We start from the raw sequence: 16,058 nt of genomic DNA, 5'->3' as shown, positions 1-16,058 counted from the left end.
TGGAGGAAGCGATGTCTGACGTCGTCGTCGCAGGGGTCGGCATGATCCCCTTCGCCAAGCCCGGTGCCAGCGCGCCCTATCACGAGATGGGGACGGAGGCGGCCAAGCTCGCGCTCGCCGATGCCGGCCTCGGCTACGAGAAGGTCGAGCAGGCCTATGTCGGATACGTCTACGGCGATTCCACCTGCGGGCAGCGCGCGCTCTACCCTGTCGGGATGACCGGCATCCCCATCGTCAATGTCAACAACAATTGCTCGACCGGCTCGACCGCGCTGTTCATGGCGCGGCAGATGATCGCGAGCGGCGCGCTGGATTGCGTGCTGGCGGTCGGCTTCGAGCAGATGAAGCCCGGCGCGCTCGGCAGCGTCTACACCGATCGTCCGAGCGCGTTCGAGGAATTCGACGCGGCCGCGGACCAGCTGATCGACGCTCCCGGCATTCCGCTGGCGCTGCGCTATTTCGGCGGCGCCGGGCTCAGCCATATGAAGAAATACGGCACGCGGCTCGACGCCTTTGCCAAGGTGCGCGCCAAGGCGAGCCGTCATGCCAAGAACAATCCGCTCGCACTCTTCCGCAAGGAAGTCACGGCGGACGACGTCATGAACGACCAGGTGATCTGGCCGGGCGTGATGACGCGCCTGATGGCGTGCCCGCCGACCTGCGGCGGCGCCGCCGCCGTGCTGGTGTCCGAGCGGTTTGCGGACAAGCACGGCATCGGCAAGCGGGTGCGCATCGCGGCGCAGAGCATGACCACCGACACGCCCTCGACCTTCAAGGCCGGCGACATGATGCAGCTGGTCGGCTACGACATGGCAAGAGAGGCAGCAAGCCGGGTTTATGAGAGTGCCGGCATCGGACCCGGCGATCTCGACCTCGTCGAGCTGCACGACTGTTTTGCCCACAACGAGCTCATCACCTACGAGGCGCTCGGCCTCTGCGGCGAGGGCGAAGCCGGCAAGTTCATCAATGACGGCGACAACACCTATGGCGGCCGGATCGTGACCAATCCGTCCGGCGGATTGCTGTCCAAGGGACATCCGCTCGGCGCCACCGGACTTGCGCAGTGCTACGAACTGACGCGGCAGTTGCGCGGCACGGCAGGCCCCACGCAGGTCGAGGGTGCGAAGGTTGCGCTCCAGCACAATCTGGGCCTCGGCGGCGCCTGCGTCGTCACGCTCTACAAGCGTCACTGATACCAGCCATGGTCGATCAGTCCGCCGTAGGGCGCTGCTTCACGCCCGTCACCGCACGCGTGGAACCGGGCCGTCTTCGCTACTTCCTCAATATGCTGGGCGAAGAGAATCCGGTCTACCGCAACATAGATGCTGCGCGCGCGGCGGAATTCACCGGCATGCCGGTGCCGCCGACCTATTTGTTCTGCCTGGAGATGATGGACGTCGACGACCCCTTCGAGATGTTCACCGCGCTCGGCATCGACCTCGCCCGCGTGCTGCATGGCGAGCAGAGCTTCGTCTATCACGCGCCGGTTCTGGTCGGCGACACCCTGACGTTTCGGCCGCGCGTGACCAGCGTGACGGACAAGAAGGGCGGCGCGATGACGCTGATCGGCGTCCGATGCGAGGTGACCAATCAGGACGGCGTGCATGTCGCCGATACCGCGCGCACCATCGTCGTCCGCAACGAGGTGGTGTCATGACGGCATCCGGAGACATCAAACCCGGCGACCGCATCGTCCACAAGGTCTTTCCGCCGATCACCCGCCATACGCTTGCGCTCTATTGCGGCGCATCGGGCGATCATAATCCGATCCACGTCGACATCGACTTTGCCAAGTCGGCGGGATTTCCGGATGTGTTCGCCCACGGCATGCTGGTGATGGCATGCCTCGGGCAGGCGCTCACGGACGCGGTCCCGCCGTCTAGGCTCCGCAGTTTTGCGACCCGATTCGTCGCCATTACCCAGCTTGGCGCCAAGCTGACATGCGAAGGTACCGTGACGGAGCTGTTCGCCGAAGACGGCGAGCGCCGCGCAAGGCTCGCGCTCACCGCCACGGACGGTCGCGGCGAGGTCAAGCTCGAAGGCAGCGCCGTCGTCGCGCTGTGACAACAAGAGGACTCATCCAAATGGCAAAACTGCAGGGAAAGGTCGCGCTCGTGACCGGCTCGGGCCGCGGCATCGGGCGCGCGATCGCACTCAAGCTCGCGCGCGAAGGCGCCAGGGTCGTCGTCAATGACCTCGATGCCGAGCCCGGCAACGCCGTGGTCGCGGAGATCAAGACGCTGGGCGGCGACGCCGCCGCCGTGAACGGAAGTGTCTCGGAAGCTGGCTTCGCCGACCGCTTTGTCGGCGCCGCGCTGGACAAGTTCGGTGGGCTCGACATCATCGTCAACAATGCCGGCTACACCTGGGACTCCACCATCCAGAAGATGACGGACGATCAGTTTCAGGCCATGCTCGACGTTCATCTCGTCGCCCCGTTCCGGATCCTGCGCGCGGCCGCCGAGCCGATCCGCGTCTTCGCCAGAAAGGAGGCTGAGGAAGGGCGCGAGGTGTTCCGCAAGGTGGTGAACATCTCCTCTATCGCGGGCCTCTACGGCAATGCCGGGCAGGCCAGCTACTCCTCGGCCAAGGCTTCGCTGATCGGGTTGACCCGAACCATGTGCAAGGAGTGGGGCCGCTACAAGGTCAACGTCAATTGCGTCGCCTTCGGCCTCATCAACACCCGTCTGACCCAGCCGATCGAGGCGCAGCAGAAGACCATCGACGTCGCCGGCCGCGACATCAAGGTCGGCGTGCAGCCGCACATGCTGGAAGCCATGTCGCGCATGATCCCGCTCGGCCGCGGCGGCACGCCGGAAGAGGCGGCGGACGCCGTCTATCTGTTCTGCAGCCCGGAATCCAATTATATCAGCGGCCAGGTGGTCGTCGCCGGTGGCGGCCTGATTGTCTGAAAGCGAGGCGCCGATGCAGTACCGATCATCGTGGATGACCGAGGAGCTGGACACGTTCCGCGACCAGTTCCGAAAGTATCTAGCCAAGGACCTGGCGCCGCATGCCGAAAAATGGCGCGAGCAGAAGATGGTCGACCGCTTCGCCTGGCGCGGGCTCGGCGAGATGGGCGCGCTGCTGGCGAGCGTGCCGGAGGAGTATGGCGGGCTGGGTGCGACCTTCGCCTATGACGCCGCCGTGCTGGACGATCTCGAGAGCACGGTGCCGGAGCTGACGACCGGTGTCTCCGTGCACAGCGCCATCGTCGCGCACTACATCCTCAATTACGGCTCGGAGGAGCAGAAGAAGCGCTGGCTGCCGAAGATGGCGTCGGGCGAGATGGTCGGCGCCATCGCCATGACCGAACCCGGCACCGGCTCGGATCTCCAGGCCGTCAAGACCACGGCGAAGAAGCAGGGCAATTCCTACGTCATCAACGGCCAGAAGACGTTCATCACCAACGGCCAGGCCGCCGATCTCGTCATCGTGGTCGCACGCACCGGCGAGGCCGGCGCGAAAGGCATTTCGCTGATCGTGGTCGAGACCGCGGGCGCGGATGGTTACAAGCGCGGACGCAACCTCGACAAGATCGGCCTGCATGCCTCCGACACGTCGGAGCTGTTCTTCGACAACGTGACCGTGCCGCCGGAAAACCTGCTCGGCAAGGAGGAAGGCCAGGGTTTTGTGCAGCTCATGCAGCAATTGCCGCAGGAACGCCTCGCGCTCGCGGTCGGCGCCGTCGCCTCGATGGAGCGCGCGGTCCAGCTCACCGCCGAGTACACCAAGGAGCGGAAAGCCTTCGGCAAGCCGCTGATGGATTTCCAGAACACCGCCTTCAAGCTCGCCGAGCGCAAGACCGAGGCGATGATCGCGCGCGTCTTCGTCGACTGGTGCATCGAGCGCCTGGTCGCAAAAGACCTCGACACGGTCACGGCATCGATGGCGAAATATTGGTGCTCGGAAAAGCAGGTCGAGACCGCCGACGAATGCCTCCAGCTGTTCGGCGGCTACGGCTACATGCAGGAATACCCGATCTCGCGCATCTTCATCGATTCCCGCATCCAGAAGATCTATGGCGGCACCAACGAGATCATGAAGCTGCTGATCGCGAGGTCGCTGTAGCTGCGCGCTGCCGAGGCGACTTGCTAGGTGCGCTCCCTCGCCCCGTTCTTACGGGGAGAGGGTTGGGGTGAGGGGCTGCTTCCGCGAATATGGTGAGAGACGGATTCGCGGAGAGTCCCCCTCACCCGGATCGCATCTTGCGATGCGATCCGACCTCTCCCCGCAAGCGGGGCGAGGTGCAGCAGCGCCTCCCTCACCGCGCGCGCCAGTCGCGCGGCCGGCAGCCGAAACGCTGCTTGAAGCGCCGCGTGAAGTGGGAGAGGTCCGAGAAGCCCCAGTCGAATGCGATGGCGCCGATCGCACGCTCCGCCATCGCAGCATCCCTGAGATCCCTGGCCGCGCCGTCGAGCCGATGGTCGATGACGTAGTCGGTGAAGCTGGAGCCCGATCGCGCCAGCAGCTTATGCACGTAGCGCTCGCTGATGCCGACGGCGCCGGCGACGTTTGCGACCGCAAGACCAGGCTGGCGGAGCCGCAGGTGAATGGCACGCTTCACCGCCAGCGTGGTTGCATCGGCGAGGCTCTCGGCTTCTGCGACGTGCACGCGGCTGCTTCGCGACAGGCTCACGGCAACCAATTCGATCAGCGCCCGGAACAGCCGCACGCCCTCGTCCTCGGTCATGCGCAGCGCCCCATCGGTCAGCGTGCGCGCCGTCTCGACGATGAGATGGCCGACGAAGGGATCGTCCGAGAGGCGTGCCGCAGGAACGTCGAACGAAGCCGGCAGCCGTTCGCGCAAGGCCTCCGCCGGCACCCAGAACGAGGCAACGCGCAACTGTGGACCACGATCGTGCAGCAGCGCGAACTGCCGGTCGCTGTCGAAGATGCCGACCTGTCCGGGTAACAGGCTGATCTCGCGACCCCCTTGCTGGATGCGGCAACGGCCCGCCAGCTTCAGGTTGAGATAGAAGCAACTGCGATCGGACGCCGCAATATCGGCCGCGGAACGGCGCACCACATGTTCGGGAAAGCTGACGCGGTTGATCGCGCCATCGCCGAGACGGACGTGCTCGACGCTGGCGGGAAAGCCGGCCCCGGTCGCCGGCTCCGGCGTCAGATTCATGAAAGCCTGGCAGATTGCCTCGCGATAATAGGCGAATTGCTCGTTGGGCCGCACGCCCACTGTATTCCAGGCCGAATGGCGTGACGGAACGGCGCGCTCGATCTGCTGCATCGGTTCACTCCGAGACCAATCCGGTTCACTTCCAGCCAAGCGGCAAATCGGGCGCCGGTCCACATTTGCCGTGCGGCGACGCTGCGCCAATCTAACCACACCCTCGGGAGGAGCCACAACATGTCGAACTACGTTCTCGTTCATGGCGCCTGGCACACCGGTGCCGAGTTCGAGCCGGTCGCCGCGCCGATCCGCGCAGCCGGTCATCAGGTCCATACCCCCACCATCAAGGGCAACCGTCCGGGCGATCCCAAGACGACCGGGCTGAAGGAGGCGATCCAGTCGATCGCCGACTACCTTGCCGAGAACAATCTGAAGGACGTCATCCTGCTTGGCCATTCCTATGGCGGAATGATCATCACCGGCGTCGCCGACCTCGCGCCCGAGCGCATCCGCCGCCTGGTCTATTGGAATGCCTTCGTGCCAAACAATGGCGAGTGCCTCAACGACATGGTGCCGCCGCACTATATCGGACTGTTCGACGCGATCGCCGCCGAGCGCGGGGACGGCTCGGTGGTGCTGCCCTTCCCGATCTGGCGCGAGGCCTTCATCAACGATGCCGATCTGGAGACGGCGCAGCGCGCTTATGACGTCCTCAATCCGCATCCGCTGGCGACCTTCACCGACAAGCTTGCGCTCAAGAGCAATCCAGCCGAGATGCAGCTGGCCAAATCCTACATCAACTGCACCGAAGACACCGCGCTGCCGCACAGCTATGGCTGGCATCCGCGTCTGTCGGAGAAGCTCGGCCTGTTCCGCCTGGTGCAGGTGGCGGGAAGCCACGAGCTGTGCTTCTCCGATCCGGCACGCCTCGCCAGGGCGATCATGGAGGCGGGACGCGACTGATGGACGAATCCCGTGGCGACGCTCACGATCGGTGAGCGCCGTCTCAATTCGGATGCCACCACCGGCCACCGATGACGACGCCTTCGGACACGATCTTGCGGTCGCCGATCAAATGCTCGCCGACGACGTCTTCATAGTCGAACTGGCCTTGCCTGACCGTAACAAGCGTCGCGTCGCCGATGCTGCCCGGCTTGAGGCTGCCGAGCTCAGGGCGCCGCAGCGCCATCGCCGCGTTCACGGTCGACGCCGCGATGACGTCGGAGAGCTTCATGCCCATGCACAAAAATTTCGACATGGTCGTGACCTGGTCATAGGCCGGGCCGTCGATGCAGAGCTGATGGATGTCGGAGGAGATGGTGTCGGGATAGAAGCCGTTTGCGAGCATGGCGCGCGCGGTCTTGAACGCGAACGAACCCTTGCCGTGACCGATGTCGAACAGCACGCCGCGCTCGCGCGCGTCCAGCACCGCCTTCTTCACGGTGCCTTGCGCGGTCGCCGGCGTATTCGGGAACGGGCGGAACGCATGGGTGAGCACGTCGCCGGGACGCAGGCGGGCGAGCACGTCCTCATAGCTCGGCGGTGGATGATCGATATGCGCCATCAGGGGCATGCCGACCTCGTTCGCGACCTCGAGCGCGATGTCGAGTGGCACCGCCCCCGAGGTGCCCGAGGAATGCAAGCCGACGCGCACCTTGATGCCGACGATGAGGTCGCGATTGGCATCAGCCACCTTGGCCGCTTCGATCGGATTCATCAGCCGCAGCTCTTCGCTCTCGCCGACCATGATCCGATGCGAGAAGCCGAAGATGCCGGCATGGGAAACGTGCAAGTAAGCGAGGATGCGAACCTGGCTCGGCTCGATCACGTGCTTGCGGAAGCCGGCGAAGTTACCGGGACCTGCGCTGCCGGTGTCGACGGAGGTGGTGACGCCGGAGCTGCGGCAGAATTCCTCGGCATCGATGCCGAGCGATGTGCCGCCCCAATAAACGTGGGTATGGAGATCGATCAGCCCCGGCGTGACGATGTACCGCGAGACGTCGCGCACCTCTGTCGCAGGGTCCGCCTTGAGCCCGCTGCCGATCGCAGCGACCTTGCCGCCGGCAAAGGCGACGTCGGTCACGGCGTCGAGCTTCTGGGACGGGTCGATCACCCGCCCCCCGCGCAGGATCAAGTCGAAAGGCATTGTCGTCTCCGGATGGGACAGTGGGATGTGGCGGGCATGTCAGCCGGGCCAGCGAGGAAGGAAGCAGCTCGCTTCTAGCAATTTTCGCGCCGAACGGCGTGGCAAACCGTAACGTAGACCGACACGGCGAAATCGGCTTGATTCCGACAGCTAGATATTGGCAAGAGACTATAAAGATTGGCGATCCCGGGAAGACTCGAACTTCCGACCTACGGTTTAGGAAACCGTCGCTCTATCCGGCTGAGCTACGGGACCGCGGAACCCGAAAGTTGCGGGTTCGGCCCCTCATAGCAGAGCAGGATGCGGTTCGCCAGCCGCAAGGCGGGCCAGATCATCTGCAAGCTGAGCAAGGCGGCCGTACAATGCACCCAGGTCCCTCTTGGCGAAGTCCCTCTTGGCGGAGCAGCCCACATGATCGAGAGCATTAGCGCCATCACGCTCGGCACCCATGACATGGCGCGCGCCGTGCACTTCTACCGCTCGCTCGGGTTCGAGCTGTTGTATGGCGGCGAAGCCGCGGCCTTCACGAGCTTTCGCGCCGGCAGCGGCTATCTCAACCTGACGGCGCAGCCCGACGAGAAGCGCTGGTCGTGGTGGGGCCGCGTCATCTTCCATGTCGCCGACGTGGACGCGACCTATGAGCAGGCGCGCGCTGCGGGATGGCAGCCGTCGACCACGCCGCGCGATGCCGAATGGGGCGAGCGCTACTTCCATCTCACCGACCCCGACGGCCATGAGCTTAGCTTCGGCCGCCCCTTGCGTGCGGCATGACCAGACGGCCTTACGCTCTGATATTGTTGTCCTTCACCACCTTGCCCCAATACGCGACCTGCTTGTCGAAGAAGGTTTTGAATGTGGCGCCTTCCTGGAGCAGCAGCGTCATGTGCTGGGTGTTCTTGAGCTGGGCAGCGGTTGCGGGCTCGCTCAGGATCTCCCTGGACACCGTCGCCATCGCCGCGACCACATCCTGAGGCGTGCCCGTGGGCGCGAAGATACCCCACCAGGCCAGCGTCTCGAAATCGGGAAAGCCGGCCTCGATCGCGGTTGGCGTGTCCTGCAGGGCCGCCAGCCGCTCGCGGCCGAGCTGCAGGATCGGGCGCAGCATGTTGGTGCCGAGCTGGGCGGCGACCAGCGCCGCCGATCCCGCGATGAGATCGACATGGCCGCCGAGCACGTCGTTCATGGCCGGCCCGCCGCCGCGATAGGGCACGTGCATAATCTCGACGCCGGCCTTGCTGCCGAGCACGGTCATGGCGAGATGGCCGAGCGTGCCGATGCCGACGGAGGCATATTTCACCGCGCCCGGCGTCGCCTTGCAGGCCGCCACCACGTCGGCAAAGCTCTTGTAGGGACGGCCGGCGCCGGCCGCGATCACGTAAGGCGCGGTACCGATCAGCAGTACCGGCATCAGCTCGCGCTCGACATCGACCGGCGGCTTGTCAAGGATCGACGGAATCACCGCGTGGGAATCGAACGTCACCAGGAACGAGGTGCCGTCCGCCGGGCTCTTGGCGACCTGCGCCGCGCCGAGCGCGCCGGCCGCGCCTGATTTGTTCTCGACCACGACGATGCGACCGAGCTTGGTTTGCAGGCTGGCCTGCAACAGCCGCGCCATCGCATCGGTCGAGCCGCCCGGTGGAAACGGCACCACCAGCGTGATCTTGCCGGCCTGCGCGCTCGCCGGCGCCATTGCGAGAATGGCCGGTGCGGCCAGCAGCGTGCGTCGTGTGATCGTCATGGTCCCCTCCCTTTTTGCTTTCAGCGCCTGGCTTTTTGCTCTTTGGCGCTAGGTCGTGCCGAAGCCCGACCCCGCTTTCTTGTATTCTGGCCGAGGCGGACTGAAAATGTCCAGCACGCGGGCGCCGTCAGGGCCGGCGCGCATGGTGTGCGGCACGTTGCCCGGGGTGCGCCAGAAATCGCCCTTCTTCACGGCAATTTCCTCATCGCCCTGGACGCGGATGGCGGAGCCATCGAGCAGCACGCCCCATTGCTCCTCGGGGTGATGATGCAGCGTGCCCCGCGCATGCGGCGCCAGCGTCACCACCGACAGCATCGCCTGCTCGCCGGAGAAGATGCGCGTGGTCACCCCCGCCGCAAGCTCGCGGAACAGCCCGTCGTCAGGATTATCGATGTTGTGGAATTCGTCCTTCTGGCTCACGCCATCCTCCCGTTCTTCTCTGATCAGGCTTTGCCGTAGGAGCCCTGGTAGCGGCCCTCGCGGATCGCCTTCATGGTCTCCTCCTCGCGCGCGACCTGGGTACGGACCGCGTCCAGCAGGGTGGCGGCGCCGGCGGCGGGAAACGACACCACGCCGTCCTCGTCGCCGACCACGATGTCGCCGGGCGAGATCACGCTGCCGCCGATCGTCACCGGCACGTTGATCTCGCCGGGGCCGTTCTTGTAGGGGCCGCGGTGGATCACGGCGCGGGCGTAGCAGGGGAAGTCGTCAGCGGCGAAGGCCGCGACATCGCGGATCGCGCCGTCGATGACATAGCCCTCGGCTTTGCGCCATTGCGCGATGTTCTTCATGATCTCGCCGACCAGGGCCCGCGTCTCGTCGCCGCCGCCATCGACCACGATGACGTCGCCGGGCCCGACCAGATCCAGCGCGCGGTGGATCGCGAGATTGTCGCCGGGCCGGGTGCGCACGGTGAAGGCCGTCCCCACCAGCTTGCCGCCGCGATGATAGGGTTTTAGTCCCACCGCGCCCGGCAGCCGGGCGAGATTGTCTGAGATCACCGAGGTCGGCGCGCCGCGAAAGCCCGCGATGATCTCGGCGGGCGGCTTCGGCACGCTGTTCGCTGCGATCGTGATCGTCATGTCAAAGAGGCCTTTCGTGAATTTTCTTATTCGGCATGCGCCGGCGCCTTCGCCGGCAAAATCCGGAAGGCGCGCCCCTCCTTCATCCACGCCGCGCGCTCATCGCGCAACAGCGTGCGGCGAACTTTTCCAGAATCATCGCGCGGCGGGGCGCTGACGAATTCGAAGCTCTCGGGATGCTTGTAGCGGCTGAGCCGGTCCTTGAGGAAATCCGCCATTCCGTCAGCAATGGCCTGGCCGTCCGCATCAGGCTCCGGTTCGATGATGGCATGCACGCGCTGGCCCAAGTCCGGATCCGGCAAGCCCACGACGACGCAGGAGCGCACGCCGGGGCAGGCAGAGACCGCGGCCTCGACCTCGGCCGGATAGATGTTGGCGCCGCCGCGCAAGACCATGTCCGCAAGGCGGTCGCCGAGATAGAGATAGCCTTCCGCATCCAGCCGGCCGATATCGCCGAGCGACTCCCAGCCGTCAGTGCGCCGTTTCGGCTCGGCACCGAGATAATGATAGGTGGCGTCCTGGCCGTCATTGTTGAGGAAGTAGATCTCGCCGGTCCCTCCCGGCGCGACATCGTTGCCGTCCTCGCCGATGATGCGGAGCTTCGCCATGTCGCCGATCCTGCCGACCGAGCCCTTGTGCGTCAGCCATTCCGTGCCTGATATGATGCAGGCGCCCTGGCGCTCGGTGCCGCCATAGAGCTCCCAGATCCGCTCAGGTCCGAGCCAGGCGATCCAGTTCTCCTTCAGCCAGGGCGGCATCGGTGCCGCCATGTGGAAGACTGTTTGCAGGCTCGATACGTCGTAAGAGTTGCGCACGTTCTCCGGCAGCGCCCAGATCCGGTGCATCATCGTCGGCACGAAATTGATCCATTGCACGCGCTCACGCTCGATCTGGCGCAGCGTCTCCTCGGCGTCGAACTTGGTCAGGCCCGTGAGCTTCCCGCCCGCAAACAGTGCGTAGTGCGACACGATGAACGGCGCATTGTGGTAGAGCGGGCCGGGATTGAGCAGCGAGACGCCGAAGGGAATGTTGAGCGGCGGCGCGGCCGCGGTGTCGGTCACCGCCGGATGGTGATCGAGGATCACCTTCGGTCGCCCGGTCGAGCCGCCTGAGGTCATCGCCTTCCAGTAGCGCGCCACCGGCAGGTTGAGCGGCTCGTCCGAGAAACCTTCCGGCACGAAGTCCGCAGCCAGACGGTTCGGCGCATTCCAGTCGGCCTCACCGCCGACCACCAGCGCAGGCTTCAAAATGTCGAGCACCGCGGCGGCTTCGCCGCGCGGCAGCCGCCATGACAGCGAGGTCGGCGTCGCCCCGCACTTCCAAACCGCAAAAGAGGTCTCGAAGAACGCGTTGCCGTTGGGCAATCCGATCGCGACGAAATCGCCGGGCTTGACGCCCTTGGCCGCGAACGCCCGCGCGCGCCGGTTGGCGCCGCGCTCGAGTTCGTCCCATGTCAGCGTGTCCTGCCCATGACGGAGAGCGATCGTGCCATGTGGTTTGCGTTCAGCGTACCAGCGCGGCACGTCGGACAGGGGCAGCAGCATCAGGCGTTTCCACTTCGTTTTCTTGGCGTCGCCGCGGGGGTGAGGCGCTCGCAACACAAGTGTAACAGCCTGCCGGCAGGGCGCTGTGACTCCTACGCCACGTCAAGCACAAAATGGCAGCATCCCAGCCATGAAATTCCAGAGTTCCATGGGTGACAAGGCGGCGATAAAGGGGCAAAAATCCGACTCGACTCAGTTCGGGTTGAGTTTTGCAAGGAATGCTCTCGTAGAATGTCGGCCGTCGTCACATCGCCTCGTGCAGCGCTGCTTCTCGTTGCCGCAGCAGGCTTTTTCCTGCTGACGCATACGGATGCCGTGGCGCAATGGTGGAAACGTGCGCCGGTCGATTTCGAGGAATGCGCTGACGCCGCCGAGAAGGCCGCAACCAAGACCGAGAAGACAGCCGCGCTTGCCGATTGCAACGCCAAGTTTGCCGGCCGCCGCAAGCCGGGTGGCGGCTATTCCTATTACGACTTCCTCCAGGATCGCACCTTCGACATCGCCGGCCCCAATCCGACGCCGGAGGAGCAGAAAAAGATCGACGAAGCCTACACCGCCTATCTCGCCAATCAGCGCCGCAGCAATGAAGCGGCCCAGGCCATGGCCCGCCAGCAGCGCGAGCAGCAAGAGCAACAGGTGCAGCAGCTTCAGCAGATCGCGCTGCGAACCGAAGTCGAGCGCGTGCCTATCCCGGTCGAGCGGCCGAAGGTCCAGCAGGCCGCAGGCGCGAAGCCAAAGAGCGCGCCCTGCACCAAGGGCTCGTTCTCCTGCGAATGGCCGCGGCTATCGGAAAGCTTGAACGATCTGAAGAAGCTGTTCAACCCGACGCCGAGCAAGCCCGCGAAGAAGGGGTGAGCCAGAGCCGTCATTGCGAGCGCAGCGAAGCAATCCAGAGTCTTTCCGCGGAGGGATTCTGGATTGCTTCGCTGCGCTCGCAATGACGATGTTGATGCAGTCGCGACACGCCCGGCACTGTCGTCCTGGTGAAGGCGGTAGGCGTCATCTCAATTCGACCGCTTCTTCTTAGCGCGCTTTGCAGGTACGGCGGTCGCAGGCGCCGTTACCGTCGGCGAACCACCCAACTGCGACCTGCTCTCCTGCAATCGCCTGTCATATCCGGGAGAGTTCATGACTGTCGGCGGCCTTGCATAGACAAGCGTCGATGCGCCGCAGAACGCGGTCAGCGCAAGCCCGATCGTCATACCACGCCTCATCGCGGCCCTCCTCACACTCAAGCCACGCCGCGGATCTGCTGCGGCGTCAGCCGCGGCGGGCCGTTGCCGGCCGTCTCGGCTTCCTTAATCAGCGCAACAATGCGGCGCATCAGCGGCACGTCGACATGGTTCTGATCGGCAAGCGCTATCACCGCACCCTGGAGATAATCGATCTCGGTCGTGCGGCCCTGCTTCAGATCCTGCCACATCGAGGAGCGCGCCTCGGGATCGATCTTCATCGTCTGCCCCAGGATCGCGTTGAAGATCGCGTCCGGCAGCCGCAGCAAGGTCGGCGTCCACGCCATGGGGATTGGCGTCGCCGAGACCGGCGTGATGCCGGAAGCCTTCAGCGCGGCCAGCCCCTCTGCCATCTGGTCGGCGAACAATCTGCGCCAGTCGCGGTTCGCCAATTGTGCGGCGAGCGGCATGTCGGACAGCGCGCTGAGTGCATTGTTCAAATTGATGATCAGCTTGCCCCATTGCACGCCGGTGATGTCGCGGCTGGCGCGCACCGCAAGGCCGGGCACCGAGAGCGCCCCGGCCGTGTTCTCGGCATCCTCGCCGATATGAGTGTCGCCGGAGGTGGAACGATGGAAGCGTCCATCTCCCATCGCGATCACATTGAATGGCACCATGCCAGCCAGCACGCGGCGGCCGCCGAGCCGCTGGCGCAGCACCGCGACATTGCCGATGCCGTTCTGGAGCGAAACGATGACGGCATCCTCAGGCGCATGCTGCGCAATCTGATCCGCGACAGCGGCGGTGTCCGCGCTCTTCACCGTGACCAGCACGATGCTGGCGCTGTGGAAGATCGCAGGATCCTCCGATAGCGCGAGCTGACCCGCGCCTAACTTCTTCTCCGACCCATCGAAATCGGTCAGAAGCAGGCCGAACCGTTCGATTTCGGTCTTCACCCGCGGCCGCACCAGCAGCGCAACGCGGCGACCGGCAGCAGCCAGCATGCCGCCGACGAAACAGCCGATGGCGCCGGCGCCGGCCACCACGATCGGTCGATCCGTAACCACCGAGCTCGCTCCCTGAACGACCGGCCTTCGATAGCAGAGGCGCGGCCAGCAACCAATCGCGTCGCATCCGACTTGTAACGGTCATGAGTGCCCCATATGTTTTCGCCCCGGGGGCAGTCGGCGGCGAGCGCTCGCCGAACGAGAACGCCAAAGGAGAGCACCATGGGTCTACTCGACGTCCTCAACGGCATGCAGAACGGCCCGCGCGGCCCGAGCACGCCCAGCTCCGAGAAATCCTCCGGCGGCATGTCGCCGATGACCATGGCGCTGCTCGGCCTGCTCGCCTGGAAGGCGTTCAAGCATCTGACGGCCGGCCAGCCCGGCGCGGCGCCTGCCCCGCAGCAGCGCTCACCGCTGCCGCCTCCGACGCAGGCGAATGCGGGCGGCCCCGGCGGCGGTCTCAGCGACTTGCTCAAGGGCGGCCTCGGTGGCCTGCTTGCGGGCGGCGCGGCCGGCACCGTGCTCAGCGGCGGGCTCGGCGATCTCCTCAACCAGTTGCAACAGGGCGGCCAGGGCGAAGCCGCGAATTCCTGGGTCGGCAAGGGTGAGAACAAGCCGATCGCGCCGGGCGATCTCGCCAATGCACTCGGCGCCGACCAGATCGACAGCCTGTCGGCGCAGAGCGGCCTGTCGCGCGAGGAGCTGCTCTCCGGCCTCAGTCAATATCTGCCGCAGGTGGTCGACCATCTGACGCCGGACGGACGGCTGCCGACCGAGAACGAGCTCTCGGGCAGGATTTAGCAGAAGTCTGACCTTCAACTTCTCGGCAAGGGGAGCACTGTCATGAGTTTCGGCGGCCTGTTGTGGATCATCATTGTCGGCTTCGTCGCCGGCCTCATCGCGCGCTGGCTTGCGCCGGGGCCGAACAATCCCAGCGGCTTCATCCTCACCACTATCCTCGGCATCGCCGGCGCGTTTCTGGCGACCTTCATCGGCCAGGCCATCGGCCATTACAGCCCCGACCAGGGCGCCGGCTTCATCATGGCCACGATCGGCGCCGTGGTGGTGCTGTTCGTCTGGCACCGGCTGGTGGCGAGCGGGGTGATAAAAGGCTGAACACTTTCGGTGTCGTCCCGGACAAGCGCGCCCCAAGCGCGCGCCGATCCGGGACTCATAACCACAGGGAGGACTTTGGCGAAGATTGATAACTCCGAGTCTTCGCCAAACTCCTCCTGTGGTTATGCGTCCCCGCTTTGGCGAGGACGACACCTGTATTTGACGCACGTACGGAGTGTCTCAAGTAATCAAATGCATCCCTGCATCCATGCGCACGACCTCGCCGGTCATGTTGCTGGAGGCCGGCATCGCCAGGAAGCAGACGAGCTGCGCGATGTCTTCCGCGGATGATGCGACCTTGAGCGGCACCTTCGCCACCACGCTGTCGCGCACCTGCTTGGCGCCGGCCTCGCCGCGGCCCTTGGTGAACCAGGGCGTGTCGATATAGCCGGGGCATACCGTGTTGACGCGGATCAGCGGCGCCAGCGCGCGCGACAACGACAGCGTCATGGTGTTGAGCGCGCCCTTGCTCGCGGCGTACGCAATCGACGAGCCGACACCGCTGATGCCGGCGACAGAGGACACGTTGACCACCGCGGAGGGCCGCCCCGAAGCCTTGGCGGCGGCTTCGAGCAGGCTGCGCGCCGCGCGCACCATCTGGAACGGGCCGATGGTGTTGACGCCGTAGACCCGCTGGAAATCCTCCGCCGACAATCCGTCGAGATCGGCGTGAGCCACATGCTTGGTGGTGCCGGCATTGTTGACGAGGATATCGAGCCGTCCCCAGCCGTTGGCTGCAGCGACGATCTTGCGGCAATCCTCATCCTTGGAGACGTCACCCTGCGCGACCAGGACTTGCGCGGCGCCTGCCTTGCGGCAGAGCTCAGCCGTCGCCTCGGCTTCTTTCTCGCTCGACGAATAGTTGATGACGAGCCGCGCCCCGTTGCGGGCGAGAATCTCGGCGGTCGCGGCGCCAAGGCCGGAGGCCGACCCCGTCACGATTGCGCATAGATTGTCCTTGGCCATCCTGATTTTCCTCCCCTGTCTTTGATCTCGGCGTCCTGTTTAGCGAGTTTGCCGCGCCCTGCAAATCGAGCAAACTCCGCTAAGCGGAATTTGCTGATCCCCCATGCCCGCGCCGCAGGTTGGCCTGCGATCAACGCTTGTCAGGGCCATGGCTTTTTC

At 65.2% G+C, this 16,058-nt stretch carries 18 protein-coding genes and 1 tRNA gene; 10 read left to right on the top strand and 9 right to left on the bottom strand.

The window, feature by feature from the left end; all coding sequences use genetic code 11:
* Window positions 1-11 precede the first annotated feature (11 nt).
* From ACVIIV_RS10065 to ACVIIV_RS10045, 5 genes are read left to right on the top strand one after another with little or no spacing between them, the layout of a single operon-like run.
* Complete coding sequence (locus tag ACVIIV_RS10065; RefSeq protein ID WP_456744044.1) at window positions 12-1,193, top strand: lipid-transfer protein; 1,182 nt, start codon at window positions 12-14, stop codon at window positions 1,191-1,193.
* A gap of 8 nt (window positions 1,194-1,201) precedes the next feature.
* A complete protein-coding gene (locus ACVIIV_RS10060) occupies window positions 1,202-1,657 on the top strand; it encodes a MaoC family dehydratase N-terminal domain-containing protein (protein WP_456744043.1) in 456 nt (151 codons plus the stop codon).
* A complete protein-coding gene (locus ACVIIV_RS10055) occupies window positions 1,654-2,064 on the top strand; it encodes a MaoC family dehydratase (RefSeq protein WP_456744042.1) in 411 nt (136 codons plus the stop codon). The genes ACVIIV_RS10060 and ACVIIV_RS10055 overlap by 4 nt, the downstream gene beginning before the upstream one ends.
* A gap of 20 nt (window positions 2,065-2,084) precedes the next feature.
* Window positions 2,085-2,912, top strand: a complete 828-nt coding sequence (locus ACVIIV_RS10050) for an SDR family NAD(P)-dependent oxidoreductase (RefSeq protein WP_456744041.1) — start codon at window positions 2,085-2,087, stop codon at window positions 2,910-2,912.
* Between the two features lie 13 nt (window positions 2,913-2,925).
* Window positions 2,926-4,071 (top strand): acyl-CoA dehydrogenase family protein, encoded by a 1,146-nt coding sequence (locus ACVIIV_RS10045; protein ID WP_456744040.1) that lies wholly within the window; start codon window positions 2,926-2,928, stop codon window positions 4,069-4,071.
* 193 nt (window positions 4,072-4,264) lie between these two features.
* Here the strand turns inward: ACVIIV_RS10045 and ACVIIV_RS10040 are convergent, their stop codons facing one another.
* Window positions 4,265-5,245: a helix-turn-helix domain-containing protein gene (locus ACVIIV_RS10040; RefSeq protein WP_456744039.1), complete on the bottom strand. Its 981-nt coding sequence runs from the start codon at window positions 5,243-5,245 to the stop codon at window positions 4,265-4,267.
* 120 nt (window positions 5,246-5,365) lie between these two features.
* Between ACVIIV_RS10040 and ACVIIV_RS10035 the strand changes: the two genes are divergently transcribed.
* Window positions 5,366-6,091 carry an alpha/beta fold hydrolase gene (locus ACVIIV_RS10035; protein ID WP_456744038.1) on the top strand — a complete coding sequence of 242 codons (726 nt, stop codon included), beginning with the start codon at window positions 5,366-5,368 and terminating at the stop codon, window positions 6,089-6,091.
* A 43-nt stretch (window positions 6,092-6,134) separates the two neighbouring features.
* Here the strand turns inward: ACVIIV_RS10035 and ACVIIV_RS10030 are convergent, their stop codons facing one another.
* Window positions 6,135-7,274 (bottom strand): amidohydrolase/deacetylase family metallohydrolase, encoded by a 1,140-nt coding sequence (locus tag ACVIIV_RS10030; protein WP_456744037.1) that lies wholly within the window; start codon window positions 7,272-7,274, stop codon window positions 6,135-6,137.
* A gap of 178 nt (window positions 7,275-7,452) precedes the next feature.
* Window positions 7,453-7,529 (bottom strand) — tRNA-Arg (locus tag ACVIIV_RS10025).
* A 156-nt stretch (window positions 7,530-7,685) separates the two neighbouring features.
* Here ACVIIV_RS10025 and ACVIIV_RS10020 point away from each other — a divergent pair.
* Window positions 7,686-8,045: a VOC family protein gene (locus ACVIIV_RS10020; RefSeq protein WP_456744036.1), complete on the top strand. Its 360-nt coding sequence runs from the start codon at window positions 7,686-7,688 to the stop codon at window positions 8,043-8,045.
* A gap of 10 nt (window positions 8,046-8,055) precedes the next feature.
* On the opposite strand, the gene ACVIIV_RS10015 is transcribed toward ACVIIV_RS10020, so the two are convergent.
* Genes ACVIIV_RS10015 through ACVIIV_RS10000 form a run of 4 tightly spaced genes read right to left on the bottom strand, consistent with a single transcriptional unit; the run spans window position 8,056 to window position 11,638 of the window.
* The gene (locus ACVIIV_RS10015; RefSeq protein ID WP_456744035.1) at window positions 8,056-9,012 is read right to left on the bottom strand and encodes a tripartite tricarboxylate transporter substrate-binding protein; all 957 of its coding nucleotides are present in this window, start codon (window positions 9,010-9,012) and stop codon (window positions 8,056-8,058) included.
* A 48-nt stretch (window positions 9,013-9,060) separates the two neighbouring features.
* Window positions 9,061-9,432, bottom strand: coding sequence for a cupin domain-containing protein (locus tag ACVIIV_RS10010; RefSeq protein WP_456744034.1), 372 nt, complete (start codon window positions 9,430-9,432; stop codon window positions 9,061-9,063).
* Window positions 9,433-9,455: 23 nt separating this feature from the next.
* Complete coding sequence (locus ACVIIV_RS10005) at window positions 9,456-10,094, bottom strand: RraA family protein (protein WP_456744033.1); 639 nt, start codon at window positions 10,092-10,094, stop codon at window positions 9,456-9,458.
* Between the two features lie 26 nt (window positions 10,095-10,120).
* Entirely contained in the window at window positions 10,121-11,638 is a 1,518-nt protein-coding gene (locus tag ACVIIV_RS10000) for an AMP-binding protein (RefSeq protein WP_456744032.1), read from the bottom strand.
* A 231-nt stretch (window positions 11,639-11,869) separates the two neighbouring features.
* On the opposite strand from ACVIIV_RS10000, the gene ACVIIV_RS09995 reads away from it, so the two are divergent.
* Window positions 11,870-12,493: a hypothetical protein gene (locus ACVIIV_RS09995; RefSeq protein ID WP_456744031.1), complete on the top strand. Its 624-nt coding sequence runs from the start codon at window positions 11,870-11,872 to the stop codon at window positions 12,491-12,493.
* 376 nt (window positions 12,494-12,869) lie between these two features.
* Here the strand turns inward: ACVIIV_RS09995 and ACVIIV_RS09990 are convergent, their stop codons facing one another.
* Window positions 12,870-13,877: a 2-dehydropantoate 2-reductase gene (locus ACVIIV_RS09990; protein ID WP_456744030.1), complete on the bottom strand. Its 1,008-nt coding sequence runs from the start codon at window positions 13,875-13,877 to the stop codon at window positions 12,870-12,872.
* A gap of 162 nt (window positions 13,878-14,039) precedes the next feature.
* Here ACVIIV_RS09990 and ACVIIV_RS09985 point away from each other — a divergent pair, with 162 nt between their 5' ends.
* Window positions 14,040-14,618 (top strand): YidB family protein, encoded by a 579-nt coding sequence (locus ACVIIV_RS09985; protein WP_456744029.1) that lies wholly within the window; start codon window positions 14,040-14,042, stop codon window positions 14,616-14,618.
* A 42-nt stretch (window positions 14,619-14,660) separates the two neighbouring features.
* Window positions 14,661-14,933 carry a GlsB/YeaQ/YmgE family stress response membrane protein gene (locus ACVIIV_RS09980; protein ID WP_456744028.1) on the top strand — a complete coding sequence of 91 codons (273 nt, stop codon included), beginning with the start codon at window positions 14,661-14,663 and terminating at the stop codon, window positions 14,931-14,933.
* Window positions 14,934-15,113: 180 nt separating this feature from the next.
* Here the strand turns inward: ACVIIV_RS09980 and ACVIIV_RS09975 are convergent, their stop codons facing one another.
* On the bottom strand, window positions 15,114-15,899 hold the full coding sequence (locus ACVIIV_RS09975) for an SDR family NAD(P)-dependent oxidoreductase (protein WP_456744027.1): 786 nt from the start codon (window positions 15,897-15,899) through the stop codon (window positions 15,114-15,116).
* Window positions 15,900-16,058 lie beyond the last annotated feature (159 nt).

Source organism: Bradyrhizobium sp. USDA 4354 (assembly GCF_054060315.1).
The sequence above is the reverse complement of the archived record's forward strand: the minus strand, read 5'-3'. Positions and strand labels throughout refer to the sequence as shown.

Bases quoted from the DNA above. Each gene is read 5' to 3' on its own strand.
- ACVIIV_RS10065 (WP_456744044.1), top strand. From the start codon at position 12: ATGTCTGACGTCGTCGTCGCAGGGGTCGGCATGATCCCCTTCGCCAAG.
- ACVIIV_RS10060 (WP_456744043.1), top strand. From the start codon at position 1,202: ATGGTCGATCAGTCCGCCGTAGGGCGCTGCTTCACGCCCGTCACCGCA.
- ACVIIV_RS10055 (WP_456744042.1), top strand. From the start codon at position 1,654: ATGACGGCATCCGGAGACATCAAACCCGGCGACCGCATCGTCCACAAG.
- ACVIIV_RS10050 (WP_456744041.1), top strand. From the start codon at position 2,085: ATGGCAAAACTGCAGGGAAAGGTCGCGCTCGTGACCGGCTCGGGCCGC.
- ACVIIV_RS10045 (WP_456744040.1), top strand. From the start codon at position 2,926: ATGCAGTACCGATCATCGTGGATGACCGAGGAGCTGGACACGTTCCGC.
- ACVIIV_RS10040 (WP_456744039.1), bottom strand. From the start codon at position 5,245: ATGCAGCAGATCGAGCGCGCCGTTCCGTCACGCCATTCGGCCTGGAAT.
- ACVIIV_RS10035 (WP_456744038.1), top strand. From the start codon at position 5,366: ATGTCGAACTACGTTCTCGTTCATGGCGCCTGGCACACCGGTGCCGAG.
- ACVIIV_RS10030 (WP_456744037.1), bottom strand. From the start codon at position 7,274: ATGCCTTTCGACTTGATCCTGCGCGGGGGGCGGGTGATCGACCCGTCC.
- ACVIIV_RS10020 (WP_456744036.1), top strand. From the start codon at position 7,686: ATGATCGAGAGCATTAGCGCCATCACGCTCGGCACCCATGACATGGCG.
- ACVIIV_RS10015 (WP_456744035.1), bottom strand. From the start codon at position 9,012: ATGACGATCACACGACGCACGCTGCTGGCCGCACCGGCCATTCTCGCA.
- ACVIIV_RS10005 (WP_456744033.1), bottom strand. From the start codon at position 10,094: ATGACGATCACGATCGCAGCGAACAGCGTGCCGAAGCCGCCCGCCGAG.
- ACVIIV_RS10000 (WP_456744032.1), bottom strand. From the start codon at position 11,638: ATGCTGCTGCCCCTGTCCGACGTGCCGCGCTGGTACGCTGAACGCAAA.
- ACVIIV_RS09995 (WP_456744031.1), top strand. From the start codon at position 11,870: ATGTCGGCCGTCGTCACATCGCCTCGTGCAGCGCTGCTTCTCGTTGCC.
- ACVIIV_RS09985 (WP_456744029.1), top strand. From the start codon at position 14,040: ATGGGTCTACTCGACGTCCTCAACGGCATGCAGAACGGCCCGCGCGGC.
- ACVIIV_RS09980 (WP_456744028.1), top strand. From the start codon at position 14,661: ATGAGTTTCGGCGGCCTGTTGTGGATCATCATTGTCGGCTTCGTCGCC.
- ACVIIV_RS09975 (WP_456744027.1), bottom strand. From the start codon at position 15,899: ATGGCCAAGGACAATCTATGCGCAATCGTGACGGGGTCGGCCTCCGGC.